We start from the raw sequence: 13,506 nt of genomic DNA, 5'->3' as shown, positions 1-13,506 counted from the left end.
GTAAGGGACACGGGTGATTGTAGGATGCATTCGGCGGTTACGGCGTCTGGCGGCGCTCTCGATGCTGCTCGGCGTCGGGGGCTGCACCGCGCTGTCGCACGGGTTCTTCAACCCGCAGGGGCCGGTCGCGGGGCACGAGCGCGACCTGTTCGTCACCGTGTCGATCGTGTTGCTGTTCGTCGCGGGACCGGTGCTGCTGCTGACGCCGCTGTTCGCGTGGCATTACCGGCTGTCCAACCGTAGCGATGCGTACCGGCCGAAGTGGAATTTCTCCTGGTGGGTGGAAGGGCTGATCTGGATCCCGCCTGCCGGGATCGTCATCGGGCTTGCGGTACTGTTGTGGCACTGGACGCAGATCGACGATCCGTATCGGCGGTTGCCGGGCGCGGCGCCGGTCGAGGTGCAGGCGATCGCGCTCGATTGGAAATGGGTGTTCGTCTATCCCGACCTCGGCGTCGCGTCGGTCGATCGGCTGACCATTCCCGCCGGGCGCCCGGTGCATATCAAGCTGACCAGCGGCACGGTGATGCAGTCGATGCTGATCCCGCAACTCGCCGGGCAGATCTATGCGATGGGCGGGATGACGACCGAGCTGAATATCCAGGCGCACCGGCCGGGGCGGTTCCGCGGCGAGAACACGCAGTATAACGGCGCCGGTTTCCAGCAGCAGAAGTTCGACGTCGTTGCGGTGTCGCCGGCGGACTATGATCGCTGGGCTGCGACTGCAGGAAGCGGCAAGCGCACGCTCGATGCGCAGACGTGGCGGCGGCTGTCTGCGCGGTCGATCATCACGCACCCTGTCGAGTTCGCGCACGTCACGCCGAACCTGTTCGAGCACGTCGTCGCCGCGACTGGCGGCATGACTCATTCTCCTGCGCCCCATTCTCCCGTGAAAGCCGTTCGATGACCGTTTCCGTTCCCCTCTGGCCCGCCGTGCTTGGCCGGTTCGGCTGGCAGGACCTGCCGTTCGTGCGCGCTTGGGAGAACCCGACGATCAGCGAGATCATCGGTGCATTCGCGGGGGCGCTGGTGGTGGTCGGCGCGATCGTCGTCACCGCGCTGCTGACGCACTATGGCAAGTGGCGGTATCTGTGGACCGAGTGGCTCACCAGCCTCGATCACAAGAAGATCGGCATCATGTATATCGTCGTCGCGTTCGTGATGCTGTCGCGCGCGCTGGTCGAGGCGGTGCTGATGCGGATGCAGCAGGCGGTCGCGATCGAGAATCCCGGCTTCCTGTCGCCCGATCATTTCGGCCAGCTGTTCTCGACGCATGGCTCGATCATGATCTTCTTCATGGCGATGCCGTTCCTGACGGGCATGATCAACTACGTCCTGCCGCTCCAGATCGGCGCGCGCGACATGGCGTTTCCCTGGGCCAATTCGATCGCGCTGTGGCTGACGATCGGCGCCGCCGGCCTGATGATGGCGTCGCTGGTGGTCGGCGAATTCTCGACCGGTGGATGGAGCGGCTATCCGCCCTATACCGAGCGCGCGTTCAGCCCCGGCGTCGGTGTGGACTACTGGATCTGGGCGGTGACATTGGGGTCGATCGGCTCGACGATGGCGGGGATCAACATCGCCTGCACCGTCTACAAGCTGCGCGCGCCCGGCATGCGGTTCATGCGGATGCAGATGTTCGCGTGGACCAGCCTGTGCACGTCGATCCTGATGATCTTCGCGATGCCGCCGCTGACCGTCGCCACGCTGCTGCTCGCGCTCGACCGCTATCTGGGGTTCCATTTCTTCACCAACGACCTTGGCGGCAACATGATGAACTATGCCAACATGTTCTGGCTGTTCGGTCATCCCGAGGTCTACATCCTGATCCTGCCCGCGTTCGGCGTGTATTCGGAGGTCGTGTCGACCTTCTCTACCAAGGACCTGTACGGCTACACCTCGCTGGTGATCGCGACGATGGCGATCGCGGTGCTGAGCTTCACCGTGTGGGTCCATCATTTCTTCACGATGGGGCAGTCGGCCAACGTCAACGCGGCGTTCGGGATCGCGACGATGACGATCGGCGTGCCCACCGGCGTCAAGATCTACGACTGGATCTGGACGATGTTTCGCGGCGAGGTGCGCTTCACCGTGCCGATGCTGTACGCGCTCGCGTTCATGATGACGTTCGTGCTGGGTGGCTTCACCGGCATCATCCTGGCGATGCCGCCGCTCGATTACCTCGTCCACAACACGTTGTTCCTGGTCGCGCATTTCCACAATATGCTGATCCCGGGGCTACTGTACGGGATGCTCGCGGGTTATCATTACTGGTTTCCCAAGGCGTTTGGGTTCCGCCTCGACGAGCGCTGGGGACGGATCGCGTTCAGCTGCTGGGTGGTCGGCTTCTACCTCGCCTTCTTCCCGCTCTACGTGCTCGGCGCGAGCGGAATGGCGCGGCGGACGCAGGCGATCTTCGAACCCTCGTTCCGGCCGTGGCTGTACGTCGCCGGCGTTGGCGCGTTCGTCCTGCTGGCGGCACTGACGTCGCTCGGCATCCAGTTGTGGGTGAGCATCCGCGACCGTGCGAAGACACGCGTGGAAGCGGGCGACCCGTGGGACGGCCGCGGGCTCGAATGGTCGGTCAGCGCCCCGCCGCCCGAATATAATTTTGCGGTGCTGCCGCTGATCGACGGGCGCAACCCGTTCTACGATCACAAGCATGACGAGGGCCAGCCTGATCCTTACGCCTCGCCGCTAGCATATGAGGACATCGTCGTGCCGAAGGGCAGCGCGACCAGCGTCGTGATCGGGCTTACCGCCGCGGTCGCCGCGTTCGGCCTGATCTGGGAAATCTGGGGGCTGACGATCGTGGCGCTGCAGGTGATCGTCGCGGCGGTCGTGCTGCGCAGCTTCGGTCGCGACCAGCATCGCACGATCCCCGCTACGGAGGTCGCGCGCGAGCATGAGGCGTGGCTCACACGCGTCCGGGCGACGCCCGCGATTCCGCGTCAGCTGGAGACCGCCGCCGTCAATCGTGGCCTTGCGGAGATCGTGGCGTGAGCGAACCCGAACTGGCGCATGCCGGCCTCAACCTCGGCGACACCGGCGCGCTGACGCAGGACCAAGCGGAGAACGCGATCTTCGGCTTCTGGATATTCCTGATGAGCGACGCAGTGATCTTCGCGCTGCTCTTCGCGACCTACGGCACGATGATCGCCAGCACCGTCGGCGGCCCGACGCCCGCCTCAGAATTCAAGCTGCTGCCCGCGTTCGTCGAGACGCTGTTGCTGCTGACGAGCAGCGCAACGTTCGGCCGCGCGACGATCGCCATGAAGTACGACGAACCGCGCCGCGTGCTGTTCGGGTGGCTCAGCGCGACGCTGGGATTGGGGCTCGTCTTCCTTGCGCTCGAGGCGAACGACTTCGCGACGATGTTCGCGCATGGCGCCTATCCGATGCGCAGCGGTTTCCTGTCGTCGTTCTTCGCGCTGGTTGGGCTGCACGGACTCCACGTCGCCGTCGCGTGCTTCTGGCTGGTGGTGATGGTCGCCCAGGTCTGCGCCTATGGCCTCGATGCCCGCGTAAGGATCAACCTGCTGCGGCTGGGGCTGTTCTGGCACCTGCTCGACATCGTCTGGATCGCGATCTTCTCGGTCGTCTATCTGCAAGGGAACATCGGATGAGCGACCGGACCCGCGAACTCAGAACCTATGCGATCGGTTACGGCCTGTCGCTAGCGCTGACGGTGGCGGCCTTCGCGATGGTCCGCTCACCGTCGTTCGGTGCGCGCGCGATCTTCGGGACCGTGCTGGCGCTGGGCCTCGTCCAGATGGCGGTGCAGTTCCGCTGTTTCCTCCACATCAGCCTCAAGCGGTCGTCGCGCCACGACCTGCAACTGATCCTCTTCTCCGCGCTCATCATCGCGCTGATGGTGTCGGGAACGCTGGTGATCCTGTTCAACCTGCGCGGGCGGATGATGTGATACGGTAAGCCCTGGCGTTGCACGACGGCGGCGTGAGCTGCGCCGCCGTCGTGCGAGCTCTCTGCCTCAGCTGATGTGGACTGTCTTCGTGATGAGATGCGCGGCAACGCCCTCGGGGCCATCTTCGGAACCGTGTCCGCTGTCCTTCACGCCCCCGAACGGGCTGTCGGGATAGCTGAGGCGGACGTTGTTGATCGCGACCATACCCGCCTCGATCGCGTCGCCGAGCATGTTCTGGCGTCGGCCATTCTCGGTGAAGCAATAGGCGGCCAGCCCGAACGGCAAGCGGTTCGCCTCGGCGATCGCGTCCTCGTCGGTCCCGAAGCGGCTGAGCAGCGCCACGGGGCCGAACGGTTCCTCGTTCATTGCCCGCGCGGACAACGGAACGTCCGACAGCACGGTCGGCTGAAAGAAGAACCCGCCTACGCCACCGTAATCGCCGCCCGCCAACAGCTTCGCGCCGTGGCCCGTCGCATCGCCGACCAGTTCGGCGATCGCCTCAGGACGTCGGGCGTTGGCCATCGGTCCCATCTGGCTCGCCGAGTCCATGCCATCGCCGATCTTCAGCGCACGTGTGCGTTCCGCGAACCCAGCGGCGAAGCGGTCGTAGATGCCGTCCTGCACCTGAAAGCGGGTCGGCGCGACGCAGACCTGGCCCGCGTTGCGAAACTTGTGCGCGACCAGCGTGTCCAGGGTCTTCTCAAGGTCGCAGTCGTCGAACACCAGCACCGGCCCGTGCCCGCCAAGCTCCATCGTCGTCCGCATCATCGTGTCGGCCGCCAGCTTCATCAGTGCCTTGCCGACCGGCACAGACCCGGTGAAGCTCAGTTTCCGCGTGATCGGCGAGGCGAGCAGGTGGCGCGACACCATGTCGGGTACGCCAAAGACGCACTGCGCGACGTCGCCCGGAAGGCCCGCATCCTGGAAGCACCGCAGCACTTCGACCGCGCTACCCGCGGTTTCCTCGGACGGCTTGATAATGATCGAACAGCCTGCCGCGAGCGCCGGTGCGATCTTGCGCACGACGTTCATAATCGGGAAATTCCATGCACAGAATGCAGCGACGGGGCCGACCGGCTGGTGCAGGACCATGCTGCGCGTACCCGACGGACGGGGCAGGACGCGACCGTAGATGCGCTGTGCCTCGCCGGCATGGAAGTCGAGCAACGCCGCCGCAAACGCGACCTCGCCCTTCGCCTCGGCCTGGATCTTGCCCTGTTCGAGCGTCGCGATCCGGGCGATATGATCGGCCCGCTCGCGGAGCAGCTGCGCCGTCCGGATCAGGATCGCGGCGCGCTTTTCGGGCGGGGTGGCGCGCCACGCGATGAACCCGCGCTGCGTCGCTTCCAGCGCACTATCCAGATCCGCGGCACTGGCCAGCGGCAGCGCGGCCTGCCCGGCACCCGTTGCGGGATTGAGCACGTCGCGCGTATCGCGGCCTTCGCCCGTCAGCCATTCGCCGGCGATGTAGAGCCCGAGTTTCGTGTCATAGGCGGTGGTCATTGGTCGTCTCCGTCGATGGCGGGGGGCAAAGCTTCACGTCGAACGTCCGCTTCGATTGGCTGGACGTCATGTCATGCCTTCGGGGCGGTCCTTCAAGCAAAATCCCGTATCGTCGCTGGGTGAGAGGTTCGCGGCGATCAGGGACGAGCACCGTATCTCGCGCGCTCGGCGACCTTCGACCGGTCCCACCACGCGCGGGTCATCAAGAGGACGATACGGTCGGTCGCAGGTGTCCCGAAGCGGACGAGGACCGCGGGCCAGCCGCGATAATGGTCGGTCTCCCAGAACGTCGCGGGATCGGTCTCGATCAGGACCGTCTTGTCGCGCTCCGATACGTGAAGGACGAAGCTGTCCGGTTCCGGCGCAGTCGTCGCGGCGATAATCTTGCCGCGAACCTTCAGCGCCGGCTGACCGTACGTCGTGCCGAGTTCGACGCCCGGCAGCGCGAGACCTGCCGCGACGACTGCTTTCCAGTCCTTCATCACGCCCTCCACATCCGACGTACGAGCATATCGATTGGGTAGGCCGTCCGGCAACCGGTCGTCGATGCACGAACCTACGATTGCGGTTCGCTCTTTCTTGCCTTTCGCCAGGCAAGCGAACGTCGGTTCAGGACGGCAAGGTCCACTTCATCGGCAAGCGCCGCCTCGGCCAGCGCGGTCGCGCGGTCCAATAGCGCGCGATCGGCATGCGCGTAGGCGGGGCGGCCGGGTATGCGGTCATACCACACGCCGTCGCACGCAGTGTCGAGGAAGATCCGCTGGAAGCAATGATCGGCCTCGACCGGCCAGCGGCGTGTACGCGCGACCGCCGGCAAACTCTCGCGGGTGAGTTTGAGCCACCGGGCTTCGGCAGCAGAGCGGTCTTCGGACTCCATCCGGTCGCAACGATCGAAACCCGGGAAGGTCGCGCTGTCTCTACCGGATCGATCGGTCACCGCTCGGCGGCGGTCGAAGCACTGCCGGCGCGGTCGAACGCGATCAGCGTCGGCGCGTCGGCAACAAACGTGTCGAGCACGCCGTCCGCAATCTTGATTGGTCCGTCGAACCGCGTCGCACCCGGGATGCTCTGGACCGCCGCGGCTTTGGCCGCCATCCGCTTGGCATCAGCGAAATACCGCCCCGCGGCGCTGCTGCCCTGGTCGGCAGCGTCGAGGCCGGCCGCCGTCAACTGGAGCGCACGCCCCCAGCGCTGCATCGCGTCCAGCCACGGCTGCGACTGCGCCGCGAAACCGGGGTCGATAGTCCCGGACCGGATGATGTCGGGCGCATTCGTGATCTCGTCAGCGCGCGCGGTCAGGTCCGCGATCGCTCCACGGCGCGCCGCCGCATCGCCACCGGCGAGCGCCTCGCGCACGCCGTCCAGCACCGCCTTCAATCGCGGTGCCTGCTCCTGCCAGGGCTGGCTGCCGAAGGTCGGTGCCATGTGCTGCGTATCGAAGAACGTCAGCAGCGCGGCGGTGGCGCGCTCGTCGCCACCCGCCAGTTCCCGCGCCGAGAAATGCCACGTCCGTTGCGCATCATACGCCTTGTCGTTCCAACCGAACGCGGCGACGCCGGTCACTGCCGGGCGGCTGGGGGCCTCTTGGTTCATCGGGTTCGACAGGATGCCGGTCAACTCACCCGACAGCCCTGCCTCGCGCCGCGTATAGGGTGCCATCAACAGTCGGCCCGTGGTCTGCGCGTAATCGTTGACCGGATAATTGTCCCACAACAGCGTCTTGCGACCGAACGCCTTGGTCGCGGCCTTGGCGTCGGGGATCGAGATCGCCGGCGGCACGACGTCGGTACCGGTCCACTGCACGACGATCCGCGGGTCGAGATGTTTCCGGAGCGCCGCCTTGTACGGGGTTTCCTTCGCGTCGTAATATTCGGTCGGCACCATGATAAGCGCCCGCGCCGACGGGTCCTTGGCCGCGAGGTTCGCCTGCACCGCATTCAGCAATTGCGACTGCGCGATGCCCGCCGCCTCTGCGCCCGACGGACCGAACGCCGCCTTGTCCTTCTCGCAATTCCACTTGGTGTATTCGATGTCGTCCAGCGCGACGTAGAAGCTGCCGACGCCTATCGACCGCATCGCGTCGAACTTGCGTTCCAGCGCCTGGACGTCCGCAGGATCGGAGAAGCAGACCGACGGCCCCGGCGAGACCGCATAGACGAAGTCGACATGGTTCCGTCGCGCCGTCGTCGCGAGTGTCCCCAGCGCCTTCAGCGTCGCGGCCGGATACGCCTCCCGCCAGCGATCGCGCGCATACGGATCGTCCTTCGGGCTGTAGACATAGGTGTTCGCCTTGACCGTGGCGAGGAAGTCGAGGTGCTTGGTGCGGTCCGCCATCGACCACGGCGCGCCGTAGAATCCCTCGATCGTGCCGCGGATCGGCATCGCCGGATGATCCTGGATCACCATCGCCGGGATCGCCGACCGCCGGGCAAGCTGGCGAAACGTCTGTGCGGCATGGAACAGGCCGTCCGCATCGTGCCCGGCCAGCGTGACGACACCGCCCGATGCCGATGCAAGGCTCGCAATCGTGTAGCCCTCTGCATGGCTGTCGGCCACCGCACGGCTACGGGCGAGCGCATCGCGGACGATCGGCACGGCCGCGGTGCCGAGCACGACATACGTTCCCTTGATGACCAACGGCAGGCGCCGGGCGGTCGTAATCGTCTCGACGCCTGATGTCGTCAGGATGCTGCGGACGAGCGCGATCGTGTCGGGATCGACGCCGGGTGCCGCGATCAGCGATACCGAACGCCCGAACGCGATCGTCCCCGACCCGAGCTCGATCGAGGTCGGCGTCGGGAACAGCGCGGGCATCGTCACCGGACCAGCCGAAGCCGACCCCGATGCCAGACCCGCCAAGCTCGCGGCAACCATCAGCGAGGGCACGAGGCCGAACTTGCCAATATGTCGCGTCATGCTCGTCTCCGGTATCATAATGGTATTATGAAGCCGGGATACGGTAGGCGCGGGACGACCGCAACCCGTACGGAAACCCCTCAGCGGCTGGCGAGCATCGCCGCTATCTTTGGCCGGACGGCGACCCCGTCGAGCCTGTAGCTGACCATCATGCCGATGTGATCCGACAGCATGGTCTTGTCGCCGACCCGGCCGAACGGCGCGCTCAAGGCGATTGGTTTCACCGACAACGTATCCGACGCGCGGTACATCAGCCAGTCCTTGGCACGACCGGTCGAGGTCGCCACGTCGGCGGCTTGCGTCACCAGGCATGTCGGGGTCGACCGGCACCGCTGCTCGCCGCCCGTCAGCGGCATTGCCCCGCCGAACATGTGCTGCGCGAAATACGCACGGCGCGCGATATCTTGCCCGACGTTGAAGTCGCCCGCCACGAGCAGCGTCTCATGTGGTCGTTCCATCGAGCCGATGAAGGCGCTCAAAAGGTCGATCTGGCGCTTATACGCGTAGAGCGCGCGAGGCTCGGACACGCCGGTGGCACCGTTCGAATTCAGGTGCGTGTTGATCACCGTGACCGGTCCCGCCAGTCCGGGCACCGCGATCATCGCCGCCATCGCGCCCTTGTTGGCGAGACAGTCATAGCCTGCGCAGACGGGATAGCTGATCCGCCGTACCGCCAGGATCGGATAGTCGGAAAAGATCGCGAGCCCGCTGTCGACATGCTTGCCGACCTGCTCGCCGCGGAACATGCTGCCGGCGGACACGAAGCTGCGGTCGGTCGGCGTCTCGGCGGTCGCGGCGGCGTCGGCGGAAGCACCGAACGCGATGTAGCGATAGCCCGCGGCGGCACCGATCGCCTTCGCGTCGGGCACGAACGCCTCCTGCAACGCGACGATCCTCGGCTGGTGCCCGGCGGCGCGCATCGCCTTCAGCTGTGCGGCGATCGCCGACAGCGACGCCGTGCGATCCTCGGCGATCGGCCAGGGCAGGCCGTGCACATTGTAGGTCATGACCGATACGGTTGACTCCGCCCCGCTCGCGATTGCGGGCGACGCGGTCGCTGCGAGCAGAGCGAGGGGAGCGGCAAGCCGACCGAGACGACGCGAAACCATTGGCGATCCAATTCCTGTATGTGCGTGGGAGACGCCACGGTCCGGACGGAACCACACCAGCCCCGGCCTAATTTATGTCGATGTCAGCGCTTCAGCGGCGCGAACGAGAACAGCCCGCTTCGGTAGTTCATCACCACCGTCGTCGGCGTGATCCCGGCATGCGCGACGACCCGCGCCGCCTCCGCGCTCGGTTTGGAGTGGCCGAGCCGCGGGTTGCCGGCAAAACCGATACCGTCGTGGAGCAGGCTGAACCCGTGCCCGCCGCTGCGGGCATGGACGACGCTGAGCGCATACGCACCCTCGCCCGGAACGCGCAGGCACAGCCGGGCCGGACCCGATGCCGGAACCGGTATCACCGCGCGGCGAAACGTCTTGCCCTGCGCCACCAGCACATTGTCATCGGCCAGGAACTCGCCCTCGACCGCGGGATAGACCTCGGCGCGAAGGTTACCCGCGCGGTCCTTCAGCCCTTCGACGGTCACGACGATCGCCGGGCCCGGCTCGTGCGGTCGGCACTGCGCCGCCGCAGTCCCCAGCGCAGGCGTCGACGGGATCTGCGTTGCGGCGAGGGCCAGGAGCGCGACGATCATTGGTTATGCTCCGGATTGAGAAGTTCGACTGCGGTCAGCGCCGCGCCGAGCAGGAGGTGCGTGACCAGCCAGAGTGCCGCGATCATCGTCAGCATCGCAGCGACGTTGGACGCCTGCCCGACGGTGAACGCGACCAGGCCGGCAAAGACGATGTCCTTGTTCGGCAACAACGGCAGGCGCGAGACGAGCAACCGCAACGTCGCCAGCACCAGCCACCACGCGAGCGGTGCCGCGGGCAGCGCGACCGCCCACAGCGCGGCGGCGAAGACCGTGGTCGCGACGATCCGCAGCAGGTGGATGACCGCGATCCGGCCGAGTTCATCGCGAGGCAGCGTGAAGAGCCGCTTGCGCATCACGAGCGCGACGACCGACGGCAAAGCGATGCTCGCGGCCGATACGATCATCACCTTGGCATCGGTGCCGAGGTTCAGCGCGACCAGCGACTGCCAGCTGACCGCGGCGAGCGCCAGCGTGCAGACGTTGGCGACGACCGCGGACAGGATCGACACGTCCTTGATCGCGCCGAACGGGGTGCCGACCAGCGACGCGTGCCGCCGAGCCCAGGCATAGAAGTACAGCTCGCCGGAATAGCCTGCGATGATCTCGTTGCTGATCCGCTTGCGCAACAGCGCGAGGAAGCCGCGCGGCGGGAGGTTCCACAGGCGGCGGTAGATCACCCACTCGCTTGCCGGCAGCGCGAGATAGCCGGCGGCGAACAGCAGCCAGAACAGCGGCGAGCGCGGCACCATCGCGATCACGCCGCGGACATCGAGATACCGCAACTGCCATAAAGCCGCGATCAGGATCGCCGCGGACAGCAGCGGCGTCAGGCCCCGTGCGACGATCCCCTTGCGGACTTCGATCGTCTTCAGCGGAAGCTTGGGGGCGGACAGGGCCGGCGGGTTGAGGGCGTTGCTCATGCCGCCCTGCGCCTCACGGGGATCGGGGCGGCGATCGGGTTTCCATGACGCAGCGGTGCCGCGATGGCAGGGGAGCCGGGATGTGTCATGGGTTCTGGACGTCACCGCATCGCAGCATCCGCAGCCCGAAAAATTCGCCGCAAAAAATAATCTTGGCGGACTGCGGTTCGGATCGCGCGGTGCCGTCTCCGGGGCATGTGTATGCCCAAGCTCCTCGAACTTCCGTCGTGAACGCCCTGCCAAGGGGCGTGCGCCCGCCGTTACCGGACCGGCGCCTCATCGTGTCGATCCACGACGTCTCGCCGGCATTCGCCGAGCCCATCGAGCGACTGGCGGAGATGATCGGCGCGATCCTGGGCGGGCCGCGGTTCGCGATGCTGGTCGTCCCCGATCACTGGGGCGCGGCGCCGCTCGACCGGACGCCGGCGTTCGCGCGCCGGTTACGCGAATGGGCCGATGCGGGGGTCGAGATGTTCCTCCACGGCTGGTTCCACCGCGACACCAGCGCGCACAGCAGCACGGCCGCGTCGATGAAGGCGCGCTACATGACGGCAGGCGAGGGCGAGTTCCTCGGGCTGAGCGCGGACGAGGCCGAATACCGGATGCGCGCCGGACGCGACATGGTCGAGCAGGCGATCGGCGGACCCGTCGCGGGCTTCATCGCGCCGGCATGGCTCTACGGTCCGGGCGCGAGGTCGGCGCTGAAGGCATGCGATTTCGCGCTCGCGGAGGATCATTTCCGGGTCTGGCGTCCTGCGAACGACGCGGTCGTCGCGCGCGGTCCCGTCATTACCTGGGCAAGCCGATCCCCCGCGCGCACCGCCAGTTCGCTCGCGGTCGCCGCCGCCGCGCGCACGCTGCCGGACTGGCTCCCGACGCTGCGGGTGGCCGTGCATCCCGGCGACGTCACGAAGGAGTCGCTGATGACCAGTATCGATCAGACCATCCGGTGTCTGGCGGGCCGTCGCACGGTTGCCCGCTACGCCGATCTGTTGCCGGGCGCAGCTATGTCGGAAGGGGAGGGCCGTCATGAAGATCGTTGATGTCTGCGCCTTCTACACGCCCAGCGGCGGCGGGGTGCGGACCTATGTCGATCGCAAGCTCGTCGCCTTCGCCCACCGGGGCCACGAGATGGTGGTGGTCGCGCCGGGCGAACGCGATGGCGAGGAACGTCGCGGGCCGAACGCGCGCATCCGCTGGGTACGCTCGCCGCGGTTTTTGCTCGACCGTTCCTACCGCTATTTCTCCGACCGGGTGGCGCTGCACCGCGTGCTCGACGAGGAGGATCCCGACCTCGTCGAAGTCTCGTCGCCGTGGCGCAGCGCGTCGATGGTCGCCGATTGGAAGAGCGAACGCGGCGCCCGGGCGCGCCTCGCGTTGATCGCACATGCCGATCCGCTGGCGGCCTATGCCTATCGCTGGTTCGGCGGAGTCGCCACGACGCAGACGATCGATCGCGCGTTCGACTGGTATTGGCGCCATCTACGCCGCCTCGACCAGCGCTTCGACATGATCGTCAGCGCAAGCGATAGCCTCAGCGAACGGCTGCGGGAGGGCGGCCTGCAAAAGGTTCGGACCGACCCGATGGGCGTCGAGCCTGGCCAGTTCTCGCCGGCGCTTCGCGACATGACCGTGCGCCGCGAGATGCTGGCGCTATGCGGGCTCCCGGAAGACGCGATGCTGCTGATCGGCGTCGGCCGCCACGCACCGGAAAAGCGCTGGCCGATGGTGGCGCAAGCGGCGACCATGGCGGGGGCGCAGGCCCCGGTAGGTCTGGTCATCGTCGGCGGCGGATCGCGCCAGCGGCCAGTGATCGAGGCGATCGACGGCAATCCGCATGTCCGCCTGCTCGAACCGACCACCGATCGTGCGGCACTAGCGCGGATGATGGCGAGCGCGGATGCCTTGATCCACGGATGCGAGGCGGAAACCTTCTGCTTCGTCGCCGCCGAGGCGATCGCGTCGGGCCTGCCGCTGATCGCCCCCGATCGCGGCGGCGCTGCCGACCTCGCGCGGAAATCCGGTGGCGTCTTGTATCGGTCCAGCGACGCGCTGGCGGCATCGCAGGCGATCCTCTCAGTCGCACGTACTAAACACATGCCATGCGCGGCGGCGGCGGTGCGCACGATGGACGATCACTTCGATGCGCTGCTTGCACTGTACGCGAACCAGGTTACGCCAAGGAGAGCAGCAGCATGTCGATGAGCGCGGCCCGCCTCGCCCTTCACCCGACGATTGTCGCCGATTTCCCGCCAAGCCCGGCGATTTCGGATCCAGGTGAGCACGCGCCAGGATGCGATTTTGGCGGGGACGGGCGACTGGTCGGCGCGATCGCAGACACGCGGTCGGCATGGACTTGCCCGATCTTCTACCTCGCTATTCCGGCCTATGCTGTATTGGCCTGCGCTGCGATGACGATCCACCTGTGCGAACTGGCCTTCGCTATGTTGAACCGCCCGACATCCTGATCTGCGACCCGCCTCCAACGAAATTTCCGGACGACTTCTCTGACGGGTGGGAGCAATACCCCTGCCACGCGACGA

At 66.7% G+C, this 13,506-nt stretch carries 14 protein-coding genes; 7 read left to right on the top strand and 7 right to left on the bottom strand.

All coding sequences use genetic code 11. From position 1 onward, the window contains the following. Positions 1-13: 13 nt before the first annotated feature. From AC1ME3_RS15505 to AC1ME3_RS15490, 4 genes are read left to right on the top strand one after another with little or no spacing between them, the layout of a single operon-like run. Positions 14-907 carry a cytochrome ubiquinol oxidase subunit II family protein gene (locus AC1ME3_RS15505; protein ID WP_480953877.1) on the top strand — a complete coding sequence of 298 codons (894 nt, stop codon included), beginning with the start codon at positions 14-16 and terminating at the stop codon, positions 905-907. After that, positions 904-3,003: a cbb3-type cytochrome c oxidase subunit I gene (locus AC1ME3_RS15500; RefSeq protein ID WP_480953876.1), complete on the top strand. Its 2,100-nt coding sequence runs from the start codon at positions 904-906 to the stop codon at positions 3,001-3,003. Before AC1ME3_RS15505 ends, AC1ME3_RS15500 begins: the two co-directional genes overlap by 4 nt. Then, the gene (locus tag AC1ME3_RS15495; protein ID WP_480953875.1) at positions 3,000-3,626 is read left to right on the top strand and encodes a cytochrome c oxidase subunit 3; all 627 of its coding nucleotides are present in this window, start codon (positions 3,000-3,002) and stop codon (positions 3,624-3,626) included. Before AC1ME3_RS15500 ends, AC1ME3_RS15495 begins: the two co-directional genes overlap by 4 nt. Then, the gene (locus AC1ME3_RS15490; protein WP_480953874.1) at positions 3,623-3,925 is read left to right on the top strand and encodes a cytochrome o ubiquinol oxidase subunit IV; all 303 of its coding nucleotides are present in this window, start codon (positions 3,623-3,625) and stop codon (positions 3,923-3,925) included. The genes AC1ME3_RS15495 and AC1ME3_RS15490 overlap by 4 nt, the downstream gene beginning before the upstream one ends. Before the next feature lie 66 nt (positions 3,926-3,991). Here the strand turns inward: AC1ME3_RS15490 and AC1ME3_RS15485 are convergent, their stop codons facing one another. The 7 genes from AC1ME3_RS15485 to AC1ME3_RS15455 all read right to left on the bottom strand — a co-directional run bounded on the left by AC1ME3_RS15485 (position 3,992) and on the right by AC1ME3_RS15455 (position 10,963). After that, on the bottom strand, positions 3,992-5,428 hold the full coding sequence (locus tag AC1ME3_RS15485) for an NAD-dependent succinate-semialdehyde dehydrogenase (protein WP_480953873.1): 1,437 nt from the start codon (positions 5,426-5,428) through the stop codon (positions 3,992-3,994). 137 nt (positions 5,429-5,565) lie between these two features. Next, complete coding sequence (locus tag AC1ME3_RS15480; protein ID WP_480953872.1) at positions 5,566-5,910, bottom strand: MmcQ/YjbR family DNA-binding protein; 345 nt, start codon at positions 5,908-5,910, stop codon at positions 5,566-5,568. A gap of 74 nt (positions 5,911-5,984) precedes the next feature. Next, positions 5,985-6,365 carry a GCN5-related N-acetyltransferase gene (locus tag AC1ME3_RS15475; RefSeq protein WP_480953871.1) on the bottom strand — a complete coding sequence of 127 codons (381 nt, stop codon included), beginning with the start codon at positions 6,363-6,365 and terminating at the stop codon, positions 5,985-5,987. Next, positions 6,362-8,344 (bottom strand): glycoside hydrolase family 84 protein, encoded by a 1,983-nt coding sequence (locus AC1ME3_RS15470; RefSeq protein WP_480953870.1) that lies wholly within the window; start codon positions 8,342-8,344, stop codon positions 6,362-6,364. Before AC1ME3_RS15470 ends, AC1ME3_RS15475 begins: the two co-directional genes overlap by 4 nt. A gap of 80 nt (positions 8,345-8,424) precedes the next feature. Then, positions 8,425-9,453 carry an endonuclease/exonuclease/phosphatase family protein gene (locus AC1ME3_RS15465; protein WP_480953869.1) on the bottom strand — a complete coding sequence of 343 codons (1,029 nt, stop codon included), beginning with the start codon at positions 9,451-9,453 and terminating at the stop codon, positions 8,425-8,427. Between the two features lie 83 nt (positions 9,454-9,536). Then, on the bottom strand, positions 9,537-10,043 hold the full coding sequence (locus AC1ME3_RS15460; RefSeq protein WP_480953868.1) for a DUF2141 domain-containing protein: 507 nt from the start codon (positions 10,041-10,043) through the stop codon (positions 9,537-9,539). Continuing rightward, the gene (locus AC1ME3_RS15455) at positions 10,040-10,963 is read right to left on the bottom strand and encodes a hypothetical protein (RefSeq protein WP_480953867.1); all 924 of its coding nucleotides are present in this window, start codon (positions 10,961-10,963) and stop codon (positions 10,040-10,042) included. The genes AC1ME3_RS15460 and AC1ME3_RS15455 overlap by 4 nt, the downstream gene beginning before the upstream one ends. Positions 10,964-11,211: 248 nt before the next feature. Between AC1ME3_RS15455 and AC1ME3_RS15450 the strand changes: the two genes are divergently transcribed. From AC1ME3_RS15450 to AC1ME3_RS15440, 3 genes are read left to right on the top strand one after another with little or no spacing between them, the layout of a single operon-like run. Next, entirely contained in the window at positions 11,212-12,006 is a 795-nt protein-coding gene (locus tag AC1ME3_RS15450; protein WP_480953866.1) for a DUF2334 domain-containing protein, read from the top strand. Beyond that, positions 11,993-13,168 carry a glycosyltransferase gene (locus AC1ME3_RS15445; RefSeq protein WP_480953865.1) on the top strand — a complete coding sequence of 392 codons (1,176 nt, stop codon included), beginning with the start codon at positions 11,993-11,995 and terminating at the stop codon, positions 13,166-13,168. Before AC1ME3_RS15450 ends, AC1ME3_RS15445 begins: the two co-directional genes overlap by 14 nt. After that, a complete protein-coding gene (locus tag AC1ME3_RS15440; protein ID WP_480953864.1) occupies positions 13,159-13,431 on the top strand; it encodes a hypothetical protein in 273 nt (90 codons plus the stop codon). The genes AC1ME3_RS15445 and AC1ME3_RS15440 overlap by 10 nt, the downstream gene beginning before the upstream one ends. The last annotated feature ends 75 nt before the right edge of the window (positions 13,432-13,506 follow it).

The organism is Sphingomonas sp. BL2 (assembly GCF_056680015.1).
Note: the sequence above shows the minus strand (reverse complement) of the source record. Positions and strands in the feature narration are given on the sequence as shown.